This is a genomic window from Ornithinibacillus gellani (genome assembly GCF_003730295.1).
GTDB lineage: Bacteria > Bacillota > Bacilli > Bacillales > Amphibacillaceae > Ornithinibacillus_A > Ornithinibacillus_A gellani.
In genome coordinates this window covers 271,247-291,750 of the sequence record NZ_QTSZ01000017.1, presented here as the reverse complement: position 1 = coordinate 291,750, position 20,504 = coordinate 271,247, and the positions used below count along the sequence as shown (strand labels likewise).

The 20,504-nt window shown below is 36.7% G+C and carries 20 protein-coding genes; 12 read left to right on the top strand and 8 right to left on the bottom strand.

All coding sequences use genetic code 11. From position 1 onward, the window contains the following. Window positions 1-52 precede the first annotated feature (52 nt). From moaA to DX933_RS05540, 3 genes are all read left to right on the top strand, one after another. On the top strand, window positions 53-1,075 hold the full coding sequence (gene moaA / locus DX933_RS05550) for a GTP 3',8-cyclase MoaA (protein ID WP_123315484.1): 1,023 nt from the start codon (window positions 53-55) through the stop codon (window positions 1,073-1,075). A 20-nt stretch (window positions 1,076-1,095) separates the two neighbouring features. Next, window positions 1,096-1,506, top strand: a complete 411-nt coding sequence (locus DX933_RS05545; RefSeq protein WP_123315483.1) for a YwpF family protein — start codon at window positions 1,096-1,098, stop codon at window positions 1,504-1,506. Between the two features lie 525 nt (window positions 1,507-2,031). Next, the gene (locus tag DX933_RS05540; RefSeq protein WP_123315482.1) at window positions 2,032-3,396 is read left to right on the top strand and encodes a TrkH family potassium uptake protein; all 1,365 of its coding nucleotides are present in this window, start codon (window positions 2,032-2,034) and stop codon (window positions 3,394-3,396) included. A gap of 172 nt (window positions 3,397-3,568) precedes the next feature. Here the strand turns inward: DX933_RS05540 and DX933_RS05535 are convergent, their stop codons facing one another. From DX933_RS05535 to lepB, 3 genes are all read right to left on the bottom strand, one after another. After that, complete coding sequence (locus DX933_RS05535; protein ID WP_123315481.1) at window positions 3,569-4,702, bottom strand: S1C family serine protease; 1,134 nt, start codon at window positions 4,700-4,702, stop codon at window positions 3,569-3,571. A gap of 29 nt (window positions 4,703-4,731) precedes the next feature. Next, window positions 4,732-5,892 (bottom strand): zinc ribbon domain-containing protein, encoded by a 1,161-nt coding sequence (locus tag DX933_RS05530; RefSeq protein WP_145962264.1) that lies wholly within the window; start codon window positions 5,890-5,892, stop codon window positions 4,732-4,734. Window positions 5,893-6,479: 587 nt separating this feature from the next. Continuing rightward, a complete protein-coding gene (gene lepB / locus DX933_RS05525) occupies window positions 6,480-7,016 on the bottom strand; it encodes a signal peptidase I (RefSeq protein ID WP_123315479.1) in 537 nt (178 codons plus the stop codon). A 515-nt stretch (window positions 7,017-7,531) separates the two neighbouring features. On the opposite strand from lepB, the gene DX933_RS05520 reads away from it, so the two are divergent. After that, entirely contained in the window at window positions 7,532-7,693 is a 162-nt protein-coding gene (locus DX933_RS05520) for an aspartyl-phosphate phosphatase Spo0E family protein (protein ID WP_123315478.1), read from the top strand. 524 nt (window positions 7,694-8,217) lie between these two features. Beyond that, window positions 8,218-8,370: an FbpB family small basic protein gene (locus DX933_RS05515; protein ID WP_123315477.1), complete on the top strand. Its 153-nt coding sequence runs from the start codon at window positions 8,218-8,220 to the stop codon at window positions 8,368-8,370. 57 nt (window positions 8,371-8,427) lie between these two features. Here the strand turns inward: DX933_RS05515 and ric are convergent, their stop codons facing one another. Both ric and DX933_RS05505 read right to left on the bottom strand, forming a co-directional pair. Next, entirely contained in the window at window positions 8,428-9,123 is a 696-nt protein-coding gene (gene ric / locus DX933_RS05510; RefSeq protein WP_397315936.1) for an iron-sulfur cluster repair di-iron protein, read from the bottom strand. Between the two features lie 44 nt (window positions 9,124-9,167). Beyond that, complete coding sequence (locus DX933_RS05505; protein ID WP_123315475.1) at window positions 9,168-10,103, bottom strand: DMT family transporter; 936 nt, start codon at window positions 10,101-10,103, stop codon at window positions 9,168-9,170. A gap of 160 nt (window positions 10,104-10,263) precedes the next feature. Here DX933_RS05505 and DX933_RS05500 point away from each other — a divergent pair, with 160 nt between their 5' ends. Further along, window positions 10,264-10,590 (top strand): hypothetical protein, encoded by a 327-nt coding sequence (locus DX933_RS05500; protein ID WP_123315474.1) that lies wholly within the window; start codon window positions 10,264-10,266, stop codon window positions 10,588-10,590. Between the two features lie 147 nt (window positions 10,591-10,737). Here the strand turns inward: DX933_RS05500 and DX933_RS05495 are convergent, their stop codons facing one another. The 3 genes from DX933_RS05495 to DX933_RS05485 form a co-directional block, all read right to left on the bottom strand. After that, window positions 10,738-10,956: a hypothetical protein gene (locus tag DX933_RS05495; RefSeq protein WP_123315473.1), complete on the bottom strand. Its 219-nt coding sequence runs from the start codon at window positions 10,954-10,956 to the stop codon at window positions 10,738-10,740. A 70-nt stretch (window positions 10,957-11,026) separates the two neighbouring features. Beyond that, entirely contained in the window at window positions 11,027-11,494 is a 468-nt protein-coding gene (locus DX933_RS05490; RefSeq protein ID WP_123315472.1) for a YkyB family protein, read from the bottom strand. Between the two features lie 126 nt (window positions 11,495-11,620). Further along, window positions 11,621-12,472 (bottom strand): metallophosphoesterase, encoded by an 852-nt coding sequence (locus tag DX933_RS05485; RefSeq protein ID WP_123315471.1) that lies wholly within the window; start codon window positions 12,470-12,472, stop codon window positions 11,621-11,623. Between the two features lie 263 nt (window positions 12,473-12,735). Between DX933_RS05485 and fadH the strand changes: the two genes are divergently transcribed. From fadH to DX933_RS05455, 6 genes are all read left to right on the top strand, one after another. Further along, window positions 12,736-13,503 (top strand): 2,4-dienoyl-CoA reductase, encoded by a 768-nt coding sequence (gene fadH / locus DX933_RS05480; protein WP_123315470.1) that lies wholly within the window; start codon window positions 12,736-12,738, stop codon window positions 13,501-13,503. A 331-nt stretch (window positions 13,504-13,834) separates the two neighbouring features. Next, window positions 13,835-14,290, top strand: coding sequence for a cyclic-di-AMP-binding protein CbpB (gene cbpB / locus DX933_RS05475; RefSeq protein WP_123315469.1), 456 nt, complete (start codon window positions 13,835-13,837; stop codon window positions 14,288-14,290). A gap of 226 nt (window positions 14,291-14,516) precedes the next feature. Continuing rightward, window positions 14,517-16,001, top strand: a complete 1,485-nt coding sequence (locus DX933_RS05470; protein WP_223805877.1) for an MDR family MFS transporter — start codon at window positions 14,517-14,519, stop codon at window positions 15,999-16,001. 57 nt (window positions 16,002-16,058) lie between these two features. Continuing rightward, the gene (locus DX933_RS05465; protein ID WP_123315468.1) at window positions 16,059-16,301 is read left to right on the top strand and encodes a YkuS family protein; all 243 of its coding nucleotides are present in this window, start codon (window positions 16,059-16,061) and stop codon (window positions 16,299-16,301) included. 502 nt (window positions 16,302-16,803) lie between these two features. Next, complete coding sequence (locus DX933_RS05460; protein ID WP_123315467.1) at window positions 16,804-18,552, top strand: ABC transporter ATP-binding protein; 1,749 nt, start codon at window positions 16,804-16,806, stop codon at window positions 18,550-18,552. 12 nt (window positions 18,553-18,564) lie between these two features. Further along, a complete protein-coding gene (locus DX933_RS05455; protein ID WP_123315466.1) occupies window positions 18,565-20,406 on the top strand; it encodes an ABC transporter ATP-binding protein in 1,842 nt (613 codons plus the stop codon). The last annotated feature ends 98 nt before the right edge of the window (window positions 20,407-20,504 follow it).

The following is a 20,504-nucleotide window of genomic DNA, read 5'->3' as shown; positions in this document are numbered from 1 at the left end:
GATATGCTTTACAACAGCTCCACAGCATCCAATTTTTGGGGGAGGTGGTTAGATGGGAGTTAACAAGCAACCAATCACAGATAAATTTGGAAGACCACTAAAAGATTTACGGATTTCGGTAATTGATCAGTGTAATTTACGCTGTACGTATTGCATGCCGAAAGAAATTTTTGGACCAGATTATGTATTTTTACCAGAAGAAGAATTACTGAGCTTTGAAGAAATTATTCGCCTGGCAACTCATTTTTCTGCATTGGGTGTGAATAAAATCCGGCTCACAGGCGGCGAGCCTCTCATGCGTAAAAATCTTGAAAAATTAATTGAACGTTTGGCAATGATTGATGGAATTGATGATATTGCCCTTACTACGAACGGAATTTTTCTACCAAGAAAAGCTAAATTACTGAAAGCGGCTGGCTTGGAAAGAGTTAACATAAGCTTGGATGCAATTGAAGATGAGGTATTTAAGAAAATAAATGGTAAGGGTGTTGTGACGCTGCCTGTATTGAAGGGAATTGAGGCGGCACAGGCAGCTGGTTTACAAGTAAAGATTAACATGGTTGTAAAGAAAGGAATGAATGAGAGTCAAATCATTCCTATGGCCCGTCATTTTAAAGGCAGTAATATTATTTTACGATTTATCGAATTTATGGATGTTGGTAATCATAATGGCTGGGACTTTCAACATGTTGTTTCTAAAAAAGAAATCATCGATAGAATCCATGAGGAGATGCCTTTGGAGCCAGCGGAAGAAAACTATGTTGGAGAAGTGGCTTCCAGATATCGTTATCTTGATGGCAGTGGGGAAATTGGTGTAATTTCCTCTGTCACAGACTCCTTCTGCGGGACCTGTACAAGATTAAGGCTATCTGCAGATGGAAAGCTATATACATGTCTGTTTGCTTCCGGTGGATACGATATAAAGCAGGAGCTTAGACAAGGACTAACAGATGCTGAACTAGAAAAATCCTTGCGTAATCTTTGGGCACAACGAACGGATCGGTACTCAGATGAACGCGCCGAGCGAAAAAATGAGAATCGAAAAAAGATTGAGATGTCCTATATAGGTGGATAAAGCAGGCGGGGGCTGGTGTAATGAAAACCTTTAAGTTAAAAGCGTTACGTATAATCGAAAGTGTTCACAATAACATTAAAGTGCATAATATTAATTTGATTGACGGCTTAACCATCAACCGTGAGGATGAACAAAATCGATGGGTCATTGAAGCCTATATTAGTCGTGATTATATGGAGTTATTTAAACGGCTCCATAAAGAAAGAGAAGAAATTATGGTTGAGGCAAAGATTACAAAGGAAAGTAATGAACCCGCCACTTTTATTACATCGATAATTGGATTAAACGAAATAGGCGATCAAATGAATGTATTACTGATAGGGACGATTGTAGATAGACGTAAAAATAAAATTGAAGAAATGCTCCGTTTCTTGGTCAATAAAGGTTATCAAGGGGAAGAGCTTTTAGGGAAATTTAAAGAAATGCTGTAAATAACCAAGGTTATTCCGATTTTTCTCCCAGTTGGAGCATCAATCGGAATGGCCTTTTTCTTTTGTAATAGATCATTTATCATCATGAAGTCTATTGTCATTCGTTGCAGTTAAAATCAATAGAGGATATCGTGTGAAAAATACGCTTATTTAGCATCAAATATGATAAGATAATAAAATGAAACTTCCATCAATATGGGTCTTACAACCAGTTAATCTGTGGTAAGATATGACCCGGGTATTTTGAGATTCCCACCCGTAAACGGGCAAGCTGGCAATCGCCAGTGGGATTCTTGAATGACAATGCGTTCGCAGTCCATTTCTGTTTTGAACAGCCTTCAAGATTGGAGCATAAGACTTTTACTTGTCTATAAGCCAAGTATAACGTATTTTCTGACAATTGGGTTGGCAAATAGGGTGGCAAAAATCCCCCTTTGTCTGACCTCACTATCATCCCCATGTCTAAAGACGGTCTGCAACCTGCATGGGCTTTCTCGTTCGGAAAATCTGTAAAGGAGTTATACCATGTACAATACGAGCAAATTTATTCGTGCCTTAAACCGTATGTCACCAGTACGAATGATCCTTTTCTTTTACTTTATTGCTGCCTTATTTTCTACCGTTCTATTGGCACTTCCTGTTGCATATAAAGAGGGAGTAAGCATTGACTTTATTGATATTGTGTTTACTGCTGTAAGTGCGCTAAGTGTAACAGGTTTAACTACTGTTACGATTGCTGAGACTTTTAATACGACTGGTGTTATTTTTTTAGCTATTATTTTACAGCTTGGCATGGTTGGTATTATGTCAATGGGTACAATGATTTGGATTCTACTTGGAAAGAAAATTGGTCTGAAAGAAAGACAGCTTATTATGACCGATCAAAACCAGACCAATTTCGAAGGTATGGTACGTCTCATTAAACAAATTTTTCTCGTGCTTCTTATTATTGAATTGATTGGATTCTTAATCCTGAGTATATACTATTTACGGTATTTTGATTCTACCCAAGAAGCTTTCTTGAATGGTTTTTTTAGTATGATTAGCGCAATTTCAAATGGTGGATTTGATATTTCAGGAAAGTCCCTTATTCCATATCACACGGATTACTTTTTGCAATTTATTATTATGCTGCTAATTATTTTTGGTGCGATTGGGTTCCCTGTACTGATTGAGGTGAAGGAATTTTTGTTCGCCAATCGGGAGAAACGGAGATTTTTCCGTTTTAGCCTGTTTACAAAATTGACAACAATAACTTTTTTTATCTTGATTATTGCTGGGACAGTAATTATTTATTTGCTGGATAGCAACCAGTATTTTGCAGATAAATCATGGCATGAAACATTATTCTATTCACTATTTCAATCTGTAACAACAAGAAGTGCAGGGTTATCAACGATGGATGTCAGCTTGTTGTCTGAACAAAATCAGTTGTTTATGTCGTTTTTGATGTTCATTGGGGCGTCCCCTAGTAGTGCTGGTGGTGGTATTCGAACAACAACCTTTGCACTTGTGATTATTTTTATTATCACATATGCGCGTGGGGGAAACAGTATTCGATTATTTGGACGTGAAGTCCATGACGAGGATCTTCTTAAAGCAGTTACGGTCACGTTAATGGCTATATTCATGGTGTTCGTGTCTGTTTTGGTGATTTCTATTGTGGAGCCATTTACCATTACGCAATTATTTTTTGATGTAACCTCAGCTTTTGGTACAGTTGGTTTAAGTTTAGGCATTACAAGTGAACTTACCACGTTTAGTAAAATTATTTTGATGTTATTGATGTTCATCGGTAGGGTAGGAATTATTACCTTCTTATTTATGTTTAAAAATTATAAACGCAGTGATAATTACCATTATCCAAAAGAACGCATCATCATTGGCTAAACTAAAAATAAGTTTGGAATAAAACCCAGTGAAACAGAACAAAAGGAGCACGCTCTGATAAAATTAAGGTATCTAAGCCATTACTTACAGAGGTGCTCCTTTTGTTTAAACGTGATACCCCGTCATGATGAGACTCGTTATGTCCCAGTCCCATCTGTTTGCGGTGGAACCATTATTTTAATTCAAATCGTAAAATTTTTAATTGGTCATTTTCATATCCAACGGTAAAAACTGCTTTTTTTGATTCTTTTTTTGTTTTTTCCTCGTTAGGTAATTTCTTTTCAATCGTGACATCGACGGTGGACTCCATTTGATTATCATCTGTCATGTTATTCTTAAAGTTTTTGTAGTCAATGGAGATAATATCGATGTATTTCTCACGGAAAGATGTATAGCTTTGTGCTTTCTGTAGTGCATCTCCTATCAATGTATAGGCATTGATATAATCTCGGATAACGAGGCTATCAAAGAAATAACCTATAATATATTCCGCATCTTTTGAAAGCTGATCTGGGTCTTCTTGATTGATATGCTCAATAGTAGTGAAATCAAGATCGGCATTTTTTGCTTTTGCAACCCATTCGTCGATATCTTCCAAAAGATCAATAATAGGAATACTAAAACCAATTGTTCCATCCTCAGTTCCAACTGAATTGATTCCAACTACATGGCCTGTTTCACGATTGATTAGAGGACCGCCACTATTTCCATAAGTAATTGGTGCAGAGATTTGATAAGCATTATTATAGTCATAGCCATCAACCGAAAAATTACGCTCCGTTCCAGAAATAATCCCAAGTGTAACTGTATTTTGAAACCCATGAGGACTTCCAAGCGCAATAACTTCATCACCAATTTCAGGAATATTTTCTTTCTCCAATTCCAATCCACCCATACCTGCCAATTGTGGAACACGTAAAACAGCTACATCGTTGCCTTTTCCTTTGCCAACTACCGCAGCAGGATAGATTTCTGCATTTGCCGTACGAACTTGAATAAAATCGGCTCCATCAATTACGTGTAAATTGGTTAAAATATCTCCTTTTTCATTAAATATAAAACCGGAACCAGTTGCGGTTTCCACATCATTTTGTGTTTCAATCTGTACAACATATTTTCCAGTTTCATGAAGAATGGATTTTAAGTTTGTCGTATCCGATACATCTTCATTCACGTGATTGACAACTGGATTTGAAATAGCGATTGTCTTCTTCTGCCAGAAGGAATGGATGAAAAAGATAGCAGCTATGCCGATGCAGACGACAAACACGGATAGGACGATTGGTGCATATCGTTTTGTTTTCAATTTTGTTCACTCCAGTTGTTATGCTTAGCTTAGTCCGTATACCAAGTGATTTTTTTTACATTTGCCTGATATCGATTACTTGCTTCCTGAATATCATAGTGGGTAAATTCAAATTTACCCGTTTCATTTGGATATAATGTATCCGGATAAACAAAAACATCATTTTTTAAAAATTCGTCCCCTTTTTTCATCGCAATGGCATAGTTTACTTGCACAGAAGTTATTGGGACAGTTGCGACACTCTTGACCTCCCCCTTGATGACAAGGTTTCCTTGCTTATCATTATCTACCTTTACAGAAACAAGCTTAACAGCATCTTTTTCGTTGACTTTCTGTTCTTTTTCAGCCGTACTAATAGCTTGTTCAATACGTTCTTGCTGGGTCGTTTCAAATGTGCTTTTTTCTTTTTCAATCGTTTTCTCCAAACTCTGTAATTTTTCTGAACGAGGTGCAAATTGCATCGCATCTTCAATAAACGCGATTGCATCGGAGAATTGTTTTTTATTCGATAGCTCGCTTGCCTTCGAGTGCGTATAATCTACAATTTGTTCCCGAATATTATTTGTAATTTCGATAGCTTCTTCATTTTTTATAGCGTCGGCTTCCCATAATAAATTTTTCAGTTCATCGATGCTTGGCTGGTCGGCAAGTTGTTTCTTTAAATGATCTGTTTTTAAGGCATTTTGGCTATTTACAATTTTTTTGATTAATTGATCTACGGCTGTCCCGATATAATTATTAATTTGTTTCTCTGCATCCGTCATAACCGATAGGGCTTGTTGATAATCGTCTTTCATGGAGAGTTCATTTGCATCTTGAATCATGGATTCAACATGAATGGCCTTATTAGTAAATTCAAGTGCAGATTCAGCTTGCATAAAATTAGATTTCTTTTTTAATGCATCTTCAAATTTATTCTTTGCTTGTTTATATTCAGATTGGAGCACCAATTGTTCTCCTTCTTCATAAAGCCCTTTTGCATCCTGTATCTGATTCATTAAAAATAAATAGTAAACTCCTGATGTGATAACAAAAAATATACAAGTGAAAAGGGGTATTAACCAAAATTTATGAAGGGGTTTTTTTCCGTTTAATCTTTCATCCATATCATCAGGAAGCTTGTTACCACAAATCACACAATAAGATTCGTCTAACTTTACTCCTGAACCGCATGAAGGACAAAATAGCATGTTATCACCTACTGTCGCAGTTATCTTAATGAGAGATACATCTCAGGTGGTCCTCGTTACCATGTATAAATCGTGTGAATACGAGAACTTGATTTGTCACATAGTAATAAAACTCCGTGACAATTACATGGCTTTTTATTATTTTATCATATTTATACTTCCTTTAGTGGTCTGAACTTGGTATGATAGTAATGGTAATTATAAACATACATAAATATAAGAATAATCATAGTGAATATGATGTTGTGAATGCTAAAAGGAGGTGTCCACCTTATGTGGGAAATTGTATTTGGAGTCGTTTGTTTTGGAATTCTTGCCCTAAACATTGGGTACTGCCTTTTTGATAATGAAAAATAATGATAGAATTGCAACGAAGGAAACCATGCTTCATTTGAAATAGTTATACATGACAACGGGTTAGGGCATGCGCGCGGTAAGCTATCCGGGCACATGTCCTTTCTATTTGTAAATTGGTAGGATACATTTCTGGTTCAAATCAAAGTTGTTATCATTTGTTTATGAAAAAACTGCAGCTCTATTTGCCACAAGATAATGACAAATTTTCTGCAGTTCACTCCACGAATTTTTTATCGTGTGATGGACCATTGACTAAAGGGATAGATAATAATTTCTGATCTGCCAATAATATCTTTTTCATCAATGAACCCGAGCCCGTTTCTGCTATCTTTACTAATTGCTCGATGGTCTCCCATGACAAAATAACTATCCTCCGGTATCGTAATTGGGCCAAAGCTCCCCGTGTGTAACTTAGCTTCTTCTGTGATAAAAGACTGCTCCATTCGTTTACCATCAATATATAGATTATGATTTTTTATTTCAATGGTTTCGCCTGGTAACCCAATTACTCGTTTAACATAATTTTTAAAGGGACGTTGAATGATAACGATATCCCCCCTGGAAGGGTCCTTTACAAAATAAATTAATTTATTGAAAATAACGCGTTCACCATTTTCCAAAGTTGGTTCCATGCTTTCACCTTCGACAACAGAAGTTGCAAAAACAAAGGTTCGAAGCAAAAACGCCAGTAAAATTGCAATTGTAATTGCTTTTGCCCATTCAAGCCATTCATTTTTTTTCTTGTTTGTATTTGACAAAGAAGTCATCCTTTCTTTACCAGAATAAATATAGTTCGATTATTATTTATAGTTGTTTGGTATGAATGAGTATCATAAATCGATCTTGTTTCACGTAAAAAGTACCCATATGTTTATTTATCACAGATTAACTGGCTGTAAGCTCCCCGCATCAAGAATTATTGTTGATTACAAGAATTGTAAATGGGGGATCAACAGCTGGCAAAAGCTTGATTCGCTCAACTAACAATCAGCGGGGAAGTGCTGAAATCCCCACTGATTGAAGTTTCACCTTATTATCTCATATTTGAACCATTAAACTAAAAAATAAGGTAATTATTTATTCATAATATCATAGGTCCTGCTATGATACGAATGTAGTCTACTCTTTTGTGTAGATGAACATAAAATCAAAGGAACCAGTTCTTTTATATCAGAAAAAGGCTATCTTCTAGTTACAAATGACTAATTTTTCTGTGTATTCTTATTGCATAATAAACAATATATGATAAAGTAGTACTAATTACCAAAGGAGGGTGGCATCTATGAAAAGTGATAACAAACTCCTTCACCATATAGAACATCTTCGAAATAAAATGACGTCTATTGCACTTGATAAAGGATTGTCTAGTGCAGAATCACTTGCCATCAGTCAAGAATTGGATCGACTATTGAATAAGTATGACGAAGAAAAAGCTAAGAAGTAATATGCGTGATTAACCTTTCATCAATTCAATATTTGCCAATATATCGTTCGACAATGCCGAATATGCTGGTTATAAAAAGCATGAATTATTTTGGTAAGATTATATTAATTTCTGTCAACGTGAAATGGAAGGTAAGACAAAAAGTGAGTTAACGCTGAAAGTATCACACAACAGATGCGAAAGGCAATGTGCTAAGAAAAGCCAAAAGCCCGAATGAATCATACTTATGGATACCGCATGTACAAATGAAAATCATTTGTTCACGCGGTATTTTTATACATATTTATCACCGATTAACTGGCTGTAAGTCCCCCAACAAGCATTTTGTTGATCACAAGAATTGGAAGTGGGGGTTCAACAGCCAGTAAAGGCCTGATTGGTTCAACTAACAATCCGTGGGGAAGTACGAAAACCCCCACAGATTGAAGTTTCATTTTATGTTTCACGAAATGTTCATATAATTTTGATTAGTATTATGATAAATGGGGTATATGAAGATTAATATTCAAAAGGGAGGAATAATCATGCGTCGAAGATTATCTAAATATGAACAATTGGTACAACAAAATAAACAAGATTTATTACGAGATGAAAAGAAAATTGCTCAAATAGAACTCCGATTGGAAAAAAGACAAACAGACTTGGTGAAAAAGAAACGCAGAGATACCATTTCATAAATCGTTTATAAAAATAACTGGAGCATGGTGAACATACTCCAGTTACATACCAATTATTTAGGCTAAGTTTTTAAATAGAACGTTATTTTCTAAATGGATATGTTGAAACGTTTCTGATTCCAACTCCAATAGTCGCGCATAGGTGATTCGATAGGAGTTGCAAGCATGAACAGGAGGAGTGAAACCATTGGTGATTTCACGCATGCGTTTTAAAATATCACCAACTGCATCATGTTCATCCTCCAATCCACCGTTTGCTTCATGAATATTAGCGAGAAGCTCCGGGCTGGGATCTGTTTCATATTTTTTAATTAACGGAAATACTTCTGTTTCTTCTTTAATGGAGTGTTCCTCCATCTCCACACGGAATTCATTATAGAGATGATATAGTTCTTTAAGATGTGGTTGATCAGCACCGTGTACTCGATATATTTTCGTTACAAATTGCCCTAAAGCAGGTAATTCTTCCATTAAATGTGCATGGTGTGTATGGACAATATGATCAATCAGCTCAGATGCAGGTACAGCATCCCAATCCTTAGGTTGATTTCCAGCATCCTTCCATGTTTCGTATTCTGAATTTAATTGCTCCAAAATGATATCTTTGCTTAATTGTTTTTCTTCAAATACTTCACCTAAGGGACGATCTCCTCCACAGCAAAAGTCTATTTGATTTTCTTTAAAAAGATCACTCGCCTTGGGAAATATTTTTACAATTTCGCCGGGTGTATCTGAAGTCGTAAATTGTCTCATCATTGTTTTCCTCCCTTTTCATGATTACATCTCAAATATAATCATTAATCTGGATTCTTGCCGTGAGGTATATCACTGTTTCTAATTGAAGACGGTAATATCCTTTTTTTTGTGTCGTTTTTTTGAATCAGAATAACAGCAAAAATGATACATGCCATTCCAATCATTTGTATGACGGAAAAAGCCTCTTCAAAAATAAAAACACCGATACAAGCAGCAACTACTGGCTCTACTGTTGTTAAAATGGAAGCTTTTGATGCCTCCGTGTAATGTAACCCATAGGTGTAAATGATGTAAGCAAAGGCGGTCGGAAGCAGTCCAAGTCCAAATGCATAAAATAATACTTTCGGGTCAGATAATAGATGTAGTTTTTCAAAATAAGGGAAGAAAGGTACTAATGCAAGTGCCGCAATTAAAAACGTATAGGTTGTAATACTTAATGATGAATATTTTCTTAATGCGAATTTGCTGATGATACTATAAAGCGCATATCCAATGCCGGAGCCCAGTCCAAATAAGATGGCACCAACATGTAAAGATGCAGCATCAAAAGGAATAAGGCCAACTACCAAACAAGTTCCAAATAATGTTGTGCATAATGCGGAAAGCTTCGTGATGCTTAATTTTTCATTAAACAGTAAAGCGGACAGTATTACAACAAATGCCGGCGCGGTATATAAGAGTGCGGTTGCAACTGGTATGGTGGCGAGTTCAATCGCAGTAAACATGCAATAATTGAAAAAGATGATGCTGAAAATTCCTGTTCCGATAAAGTATTTTAAATCTTTGATGGAAGTAAGCTTCAGTTTTTCGCGTGCAGTCAAGAGTAAATATAAGACAAGCGTTATGGCTGCTGTCCATGCTCGCAGGGTGACAACCTCCATCGGGGTAAATCCAAATGTATATAAATTTTTAACAAACCAGCCAATGGTACCCCATAGGGATGCACCTAAAATGATAAACAAAAAAGCTCTATTCACAAATGGATGCTCCTTTATACATTATGTATAACATGTCATTATCTGAATAATCAAATGAAGTTAAATAGTAGTATATCAGATTTCATAAAAAGTGCATCGTATAGATTAATAAATAGTTGGCAAGCATGGGAATGGATAGCCAAAGGAGGGTAGGGTAGCGATGCAGCATCAATATGTAGGCATACTCGATTGGAATGTTGACTTGGTTCACTTAATGCTTTCAGTAGTAGGGTTGATGATCTGTTATTTAATTGTTCAATCGATTATACGTTTTTTAATGAGAAAACATGCTATTTATTTGTTGAATTACTGGGTGGCGGGCTTAATATATTTGATATTATTTCTATGGGTCGTATGGTTGTTTCCTGATACATCTCAAGAAGCGTGGCTATTACGGTATGCTTTACAAGCAATTGCTGTTTTTGGTGGTCTATTATTTCTATATCGTTTTATCGTTTTGATGTGGCGACGTTGGAAAAATGAATAAACAATTCGGCAGTAAATGAAATGGACAAAAATGGGGTAGAGGTGGTAAATCATTTAGGGAGTGTTTCATAGAGCGAAAAAATCATGGCCAACAAAGTCGGCCATGATCATGATTCGGCAATTACCATTATATTATTATTTAATGATGTTATGGATGTTTGTCATCCGTCCCAAGTATTTCATGCATTGCTTCAACCCAGTCAATTGATTGATGGAAAAATGTATCAGGTGGGAGTTGTTGTGCTGGAGCCTGATCCATTACTAGCTTTTTTTCTGATTCGGTTAGTTTCTCATAACAATCTTTTAATATATGTGCCTGTTGTGCATAACGATTTAACTCATACAAAAAATCATTCAATTCACTCATAGGAACTCCTCCTTTTAATAGTTGGATTCCTTTTTAAAGAAGAATTGAAACATCAAAAAAGAGGTTTTATTTAGAAATGTCGTTTGGTAGGTGGCCATTCCATTTTTCCGAGCGATGAGGGCGTAAAATAGGAAGAAACCTTTTTCTGCCGTTGCTGTTTCATTTGATTGGTTGGCCGCCAATTAATATACTTATACACAATTCGTTTTGCTTGAGACAAAGACATTTTGGTTTGTGGATTTCGATAGTTTTCATCGAGGGTACCTAAATGTTCTAGTACTTTGAAGTCTTCCTTTGAAGGTGGAATATGAAAGTAATAGTCAGCTACTTGAACAAGCAGTGTAGAATGTTGATTACTATATTTAGGATTTGCTGAAAAATGCAACCCCATTTTTTTTGCCCGTTTCTCTTGCAATAACTTATTAATTGCCTCTTTTTTAATGTAATAAAGATGCTGTGGTTCTGGTGCAGTTTTTGCGTGTCTATTAATCGTATAGATTGCCCTTGCTAAATTTCCGAGGTTTGTTTCTGAATACATTCTTTTTATCCCTCCTAACCTACTATATTGACTCTATCGTATCGTAAAGCATGTCCATTCGCAAATGAATGGACAGGAATTGTTTGAAAGTTTCGGTTGATTATGTGAATGACAGGAAATAGATTGCTACCCACGTTTAAGGATAATTTGATTTATCTCTGGCTTGCACAAAAATCGATAAGGCAATCTGGTCGTTCCTACCCCAGTACTCACAAGTAATACTAAACGTCCATCCCCAAGTATATATCTACCATCAATGTATTTTTCAGCATATGCAGGGGTATATAAATGCCCCCAAAAAGGTACCCTTACTTGTCCACCATGACTGTGCCCCGATAATTGAAGGTCAACTGCATGTTGAGTGGTTGTGTCCGCATAGTCCGGTTCATGTGCAAGTAAAATGGTGTACAGGTTTTCATCGGCATTTTTCAATGCTTTATCTAAATTTGGTCTACCGAGTATGACATCATCAATACCGGCCAAAACAATTTGGGCACCATCTTTATCTAAAACGGTATGCGTATTTTTTAAAAGCTGAAAGCCCGATTGATCCATGACATGCTTCACTTTTTCTGTACCATAACCGCCATGATCATGGTTACCGTATATCCAATACTTACCATATCTTGCTTGTAAAGTTTGTAATTGTTTTGTGAGTTCTTTACTCCAATGATAAGTACTTGGATTATCTACTAAATCACCAGTAAAAACAATCAGGTCCGGGTTATTAGCATTTATTTTATGAACGAGTTCACTAAATTGTTCCAATGTATAATGAAACCCTAAATGTGTATCGCTAAATTGAATAATATTAAAGTTATCATAAGCAACTGGAATTCGTTTGGAAACGACTGTTTCCGTTGCCTTTTGCAGCATGTATGGTTCCATTTCACGTGCATAATAATATCCGCCACCAGCTAATCCTGTCAATGCAAGCAGGCTACCAGCAACGTTTTTTAGAAACGTTCTTCGATTCATTCGTGTATCCATCCCATCAAAAATAACAATTAACCAAATTATATCACGGAATAAGAGTAGAAGAAGTATAAAATGCTAGATGATTTTCCATCTTTTAGAATGAATCAAATGACCATTGATCTTGATGTGGCTACTTGTATTGTTGATGGAGCAACTTACGATATGTTAAAGAATCATTTGACAAAGTTGATATTGACGAATTCATAAACTCCATCTATGATAAAATGAATAGGTATTCATTTTTAAAGGGGAGGGGATATTAAATGAAAAATCAAACATTTATCGTTACTGGCAGCTCAAGTGGAATGGGGAAATACATGGCAAAAAAATTTGCTGATGAAGGTGGGAATGTTGTCTTAACTGGCCGTACAGAAGAAACCCTATTGGCCGCACAAGCATTGCTTCAACAAACAGCCGAAGGAAAAGTGTCCTATGAGGTCATGGATGTACGCAATCCTGATGATGTGCAACGCTTGGTGAAAAATACAGTCGAACAATATGGCTCGATCGATCATTTGGTCAATAATGCAGCTGGAAATTTTATTTGTGCTGCCGAGGATTTATCTGTCAATGGGTGGAAAGCAGTTATTGATATTGTATTGAATGGAACCTTCTATTGTTCCCAAGAGGTAGGAAAGTATTGGATTGATCAAGGCATTCGCGGAAATATATTGAATATGGTGACGACGTATGCATGGGATGCAGGAGTAGGCGTTATACATAATTCAGCAGCAAAAGCAGGTGTGTTAAATATGACTCGAACACTAGCCGTAGAATGGGGATCCAAGTACGGCATTCGGGTGAATGCTATTGCTCCCGGTCCTATTGAAAGAACTGGAGGAGCCGATAAACTATTCGAATCAGAAGCTGCCGCAAAAAGAACGATTGACTCAGTACCTTTAAAGCGTTTAGGTACACCGGAAGAAATTGCTGAGTTAGCTTACTTTCTGCTCTCAGACAAAGCAGCATATATAAATGGTGAAGTCGTTGCAATGGATGGTGGACAATGGCTAAATAAATTTCCATTTTAAATTGATAAATGATAATAGAAACGGTTCAGTTTATATGTAAATTGGACCGTTTTGTATGTAAAAAATATGATTTAATGTTGTTAAAATCCCCGTAAATGACCCTTCTAACAAGCATGCCACAAATGGTTATTTTTAAACAGAATAAAACGGTTACATTTCATTTTACCAGATGAAAAAAGGTCTGATAACCATACCCATATCAACTTTCCAAGAATAGGATGGTATTAAGTGCTTAATGTATGACAACTATGTTAAACTGAATATGGAATGCGATACTCCTTTTTAAAGGAAGATACGTGATGTTGAAGTGATTTAAAAGGAGCGTATGATAATGAGTATGATTCAAGATAAGAACCTAACAGATATAACGATTGAAGACCTCATGATTTCATCAGAAAAGGTAGCACATGTACAGTTGAATAATCCTTTGGAGCATGCTTTACTCGTATTGGTAAAGTCAGGCTATTCTGCTGTACCAGTGCTAGATGCACAGTATAAATTAGTTGGAACGATTGGTAAAACCGTAATTCTGAATCAAATCCTTGGGTTGGAGCGATTCGAAATTGAAAAATTATCAGATATGCAGGTTAAACAAATCATGCGTACAGATATACCAGTCGTGTCAAAGGAAAATACTTTTATGGAAGGTTTAAACGCGATTATAGATTATCCATTTGTATGTGTAGCAGATGCGGACATGTATTTTGATGGCATTTTAACAAGAAGGGCAATACTGAAACATTTACGAAGAGACTATTATTCAACTAAAAATAATACCATCCAATAAAAAGTATGCTTGCTTCAATATGAACAGGTTCATAGCAAAAAGGTTTATTTAAACATCCTTGACAGATAGCCAAGGGTGTTTTTCTTAACATGAATAAGATAGAATATTCCAACCAGGAAATAAGAATAAGATTTGGCTTTGATTCGTAAAGTCGAATTTCAGTATGCTGCAAGATTTTCCAGAAACAGTAAATCTGATTTAGATTAGAAAAGTGATGGGATGAAAGATGGAAACAATTGAAATGAAACATAATAAACGAAAGCGACCGCTTATTTTAGCATCTGTTGTTATTGGAATGTTTTTAGCTGCAATCGAGGCAACGATTGTTGCGACAGCTATGCCGAGTATTGCCGCAGATTTAGGCGGTTTTTCGATGTATAGCTGGGTGTTTTCTGCCTATCTTTTAACGAATGCAGCAACTGTACTTATATTCGGCAAGCTTTCAGATATATATGGACGCAAACCTATCTATGTTATTGGTGTGATTGTGTTTTTGACAGGATCCACATTATCTGGCTTCAGTACGTCCATGATCATGTTAATAGCTGCACGTGTAATTCAAGGTATTGGTGCCGGCGCATTAATGCCAATGGCTTCAACCATTGTGGGAGATATTTACAATAAGGAAGAACGGGCAAAGATCCAAGGCTACCTCTCTAGTGTATGGGGAATTTCTGCAGTATCTGGACCATTGCTCGGCGGCTTTTTTGTTGATTTTTTAAGCTGGCGTTACGTATTTTGGATGAATATTCCATTGGGGATTATTGCTATGCTCGGAATTATCTTCTTTCTACATGAAAATGTGGAAAAAGAAAAACAAGCCATTGATTATGGCGGTGCTATTTGGATGATGGTAGCTGTTAGTTCTCTCATGTTTGTCTTGGTTGAGGGAGGAGTTGGCTTTGCTTGGAATTCATCACTTATTGTGATGTTATTGATCATTGCCGCTACAGCTTTTATATGTTTTGTTTGGCAGGAGAGACGTGCAACAGATCCAATGCTTCCGTTTGCGCTTTGGAAATATCGATTAATCAGTATGGCTAACTTAGCATCGCTAACAGCGGGTATGATCATGATTGGGGTATCCAGCTATTTACCTGCATTTGTTCAAGGAGTTATGGGGCAATCTGCTACCATTGCAGGTTTTACGCTGACCGCCATGTCGATTGGCTGGCCGTTATCTTCTGTTGTTGCTGGTAGATTATTGCTTGTAATTGGATATCGAAAAACATCCTTGCTTGGTGGAATTTCTATGATTATTGGCGGTATCCTATTCTTCATGCTCACCCCTGAAAAAGGCCCGTTATGGGCAGGGATTGGTTCATTTTTTATTGGAGTAGGAATGGGGATGTCGAACACATCCTTTATCGTTGGAATCCAAAGTACAGTGACTTGGAAAATGCGTGGTATAGCAACAGCTTCCAATATGTTTATGCGTTCCCTTGGAAGTGCGATTGGTGCAGCATTTTTGGGCGGTCTTTTGAATAATCAAATCAAAGCATATATTCAATCAAGTAATGTGCATGCCTCTGTTAATGTGGACACGGTTAATCAGCTATTGGATCCCGTCCAAAGTACTTCACTTTCAAAGGATACGATGGAGGTGCTTCAAGCAGGTTTAACATCTGGCCTCCATATCGTTTATCTTGGGTTATTGGTACTTGCTATCATCACCTTTATCCTAATCGCTTTCATGCCAAAAAACGAATGATTCATTCCTATTCGGATATCCTAAACTTGTAAGCAAGTATTAAAGGAGGCACGGATTATGGCAAAAATTGGTGTGGAGCCAACATTGACTGCAGTTAAGGAAACCCTCGCAGAAATGGGGCATGAAGTGATTGATCTTTATTCCGAATCAGATGCTCAAGGCTGTGATTGCTGTATCATTTCTGGAATGGATAAAGATATGATGGGTATATCTGATGTTTACACAGAAGGATTTGTTATTAATGCTGAAGGCGCAAACGCAGCACAAGTTGCACAACTTGCGAATGAAAAATTGAGCTAAGAACGGAAGCTCCTTTACATGACGTAGGGGAGCTTTTCATATGTGATTCAATTAAGAAAGAGCCGAATTAAAACGATAGCACAGAATTAAATAGAACAAATGATAGCGTTTTATATTATTTTTAGAAAAATGTTTAAAATTTGAAAGCAGAAATCTTTATTAATTTGTTAAAGTATAATAATATTTAGAGATGCGAAGTAATAAAAATATGTTATGCTGTTATTTCATTAAAAAGTTAGTTCAGTCAGTGAGACAGCGCGTAGCAAATTGGAGGAATTAAAAATGTCTGAAAAATAAATCGATTACGGAAAATACAAAAGTTATTCAGTTATGCAGCAGTGGATGTGCCGTGATTGGGTGATTTAATGAATGATTGATGATGAAGCTGATGTCTGAAGGAGATGTTTGTTTCAAAAATCAGTGAATATGATTAATTTGCAATCGTTAACAATCCCTATGAAGCAAGCTGCCAGTTGTAAAAAGATTGTTTGGGGGGAAAGCTTTGGAAACATTTAAACGATTAAAGGAGTTTTATTGGCCTTATAGAAAATACTTTTTCTTATCGTTATTCTTTTTGGTATTTGTTACAGCGATTACAGTAGTTTATCCAATTATTCTACAGCTAACAATTGATGAAGTTGTGTTAAAAGGTCAAAACAATTGGATTCCGTATATTGCGATTGCCTTTTTGGCATTGATGCTTGTGAAGGGGGTTGCGACCTTTTTTCATCAGTATTTGGGAGATTTGTTTGGAATTACATCCGTATATTATATGCGAGATGCATTGTATAAAAAACTGCAGATTCTATCCTTTAAATACTATGATAATGCGAAAACAGGAGATATTATGTCGCGATTAACGGCTGATGTGGAAGGATTTCGTTTCTTCCTATCGTTCGGCTTTGCTGAATTAATTCGCATCGTTTTGTTAATTGGTTTTAGTCTTAGTGTCATGTTTTATTATTCGGTTCCACTCACGATTGTGACAATGGCGGCCATGCCATTTTTAGCAGTAGTGGTCTTTCGATTTGACAAACGTGTACATCCAGGGTTTCAAGGAATCCGAAAGTCCCTTGGTAATTTAAATACCCGTGTACAGGAAAATATTAGTGGGATGCACACCGTTAAATCATTATCACGGGAAGATTTTGAGATTGGGAGATTTTCTTCGAGTAATGATAATTATCGTCAAAACTATGTATCTACTGCACATATTTGGGCAAAGTTCTTTCCACTAATGGAGTTTATCGGAAATATCTGCGCGGTTGCGTTGCTTGCATTTGGAGGTTATCTCGTTATTTCAGATACGATTGGCCTTGGTGAATTGGTCGCCTTTTTCAGCTTGGTATGGTATATCCTAGGCCCTTTGATGAATCTGGGTTTCGTTGTCAACCAGTTTTCACAAGCGAAGGCATCAGGAGAGCGTTTAAATGAAATTTTAGATGCTAAGGAAGACATTGTTGAAAAAGAAAATGCCATCGATGTTCCCATTCAGGGGCATGTTTCATTTGAAAATGTCACACTAACTTATATTGAAGACGATGATGAAGCATTAAAAAATATTTCATTTGATGCGCCACCTGGCAAGGTAATTGGATTAATTGGTGCTACTGGATCAGGGAAAACGAGCATTACCCAATTGATTACTAGATTCTATGAACCGGAAAGCGGTGCTGTGCTTGTCGATGATCATCCGGTAGCAGATTACAAGCTGTCAACACTTCGAAAACATATCGGGTTTGTTCTGCAGGAATCCTTTCTTTTTTCTACGTCGATACGGGAAAATATAGCCTATGGGAACCCGGATATATCTGATGAGCAAGTGATAGATGCTGCAAAACGTGCACAAGCACATGATTTTATCATGGAAATGCCTAATGGTTACGATACAATGCTTGGTGAGCGAGGTATGGGATTATCCGGCGGCCAGAAGCAGCGGATTGCTATAGCAAGGGCGATTTGTATTAATCCAAGTATCCTCGTTTTGGACGATGCAACGTCAGCAGTAGATATGGAAACAGAATTCAAAATACAGAAGGCATTGCGTGAAGTGATGAAAGGCAGGACATCATTTATTATTGCACATCGAATTTCATCCTTGAAGCATGCAGATGAAATCTTGGTGTTAGACCAAGGAGAAATAGTGGAACGTGGTACACATGACTTTCTGATGAATAATAAAGGGCCATATCAACGTATCTATGACATTCAATATCAAGATCGTGATGCAATCTTAAATGTGACGCATTAAAGGGGGGATATCATGAGCAAAAGAGGAATAGGAAATACACCAAAAAGACACTTAAATCGTTTTTATTATACAATCGACCAATCGATTGAAAAGCCTTTTAATTGGAAACAAATTTGGCGATTACTCGTTTATGTGAAACCATACTCAAAAAACTATTTGCCAGGTGCATTATTGGCCATGTTGGTATCAACTGCTGTTCGGTTAATTGTCCCAATTTTGATTGGTAAAGTAGCCATTGATGTAGCAATAGCCAAAAAAGATACTTCATTACTCACTTATTTGGTGCTCATTATCGGTGTCTTATATTTAATTAATTATGTTGGAAATATATTGCGTATTAAATGGGTTAATATTCTTGGACAAAATGTTATTTATGACTTGCGTCAGCATTTATTTTCCCATGTACAACGCTTGTCCCATGGCTTTTTTGATTCGCGGTCAGCAGGTTCAATTCTTGTCCGCATTATGAATGATATCAATTCGCTTCAAGAGCTATTTACAAACGGAATTATTAACGTGCTCATGGATATAATCACGTTGGCAGGTATTATCGTAATTTTATTCGTGCTTAGTCCAAAGCTTGCTTTGGCAATTATGGTAGTACTTCCGTTAATGTTTTATATTTCAACGAAGTTAAGAAGAAATATCAGACGTTCCTGGCAGCATGTTCGAATTCAACAATCACGGCTTAATTCTCATTTAAACGAGAGTATTCAAGGGATTCGTATTACCCAATCCTTTACACAGGAAAAAGAAAATACAGAGTTTTTCAATGGGATTAACGAAGATAACTATGAAAGCTGGCGTGATGCAACGAAAAAGAGTGCCATGTTCCGCCCATTGGTAGAATTATGTAATGCAATTGGAACCATTATTTTAATCACGTATGGTGCTTATCTCATAATTCAAGGACCAGCAAATGGTGGAATTGAAATTGGTACCTTTGTATCGTTTGCGTTCTTCTTAGGGATGTTTTGGGAACCAATCTCAAGATTGGGACAAATGTACAATCAACTTCTCATGGCCATGGCGGCATCAGAACGGATTTTTGAATTTTTGGATGAACAGCCGAACGTTGCAGAATCGAAGGATCCTTATGTATTTGATGAAATGAAAGGCAGAATTGAATTTGATCGTGTCCAGTTCTCCTATGATGAGGAGCGTATTGCACTTCATGAAATTTCATTAACCATTAAGGAAGGACAGACAATCGCATTAGTAGGGCATACAGGAAGTGGTAAATCTACAATTGCCAACCTGATCAGTCGATTCTATGATCCATCTGCCGGTAGTGTAAAGGTAGATGGCCATGATTTACGTGACGTTTCACTGAATAGCTTGCGTCAAAAAATAAGTGTCGTACTACAGGATACATTTATTTTCTCTGGTACGATTATGGAGAATATCCGTTTTGGCCGACCAAATGCTACAGATGAAGAAGTCATTTCAGCTGCTAAAACAGTTGGTGCAGACGACTTTATTAAACGATTATCAAATGGTTATCAAACAGAAGTAGAGGAGCGGGGAAATATCTTATCAGCAGGGGAAAGACAATTACTTTCCTTCGCTCGAGCTTTACTCGCCAATCCAAGTATTTTAATTTTGGATGAAGCAACAGCAAGCATTGATACAGAAACAGAAGTTAAGATCCAGCAGGCATTAAATAAGCTGTTGAAGGGTAGAACAGCCATTATTATTGCTCACCGGTTATCCACAATCCGTGAATCAGATAATATTTACGTGTTGGAACAAGGAAGAGTATTAGAAAATGGAAATCATGAGGAATTAATGAAGCAAAAAGGCGAATATTTTGGTTTGGTAAAATCACAATTTCAAATGCTAGATGCAATGTAACTAAAAGACTGCACCCGATGTTAGGTAAAGGGTGCAGTCTTTTTTTCTGTGCGTGCCGATTATAAATGATGGGACCGACTTTTGGGCAACGCTGGCAT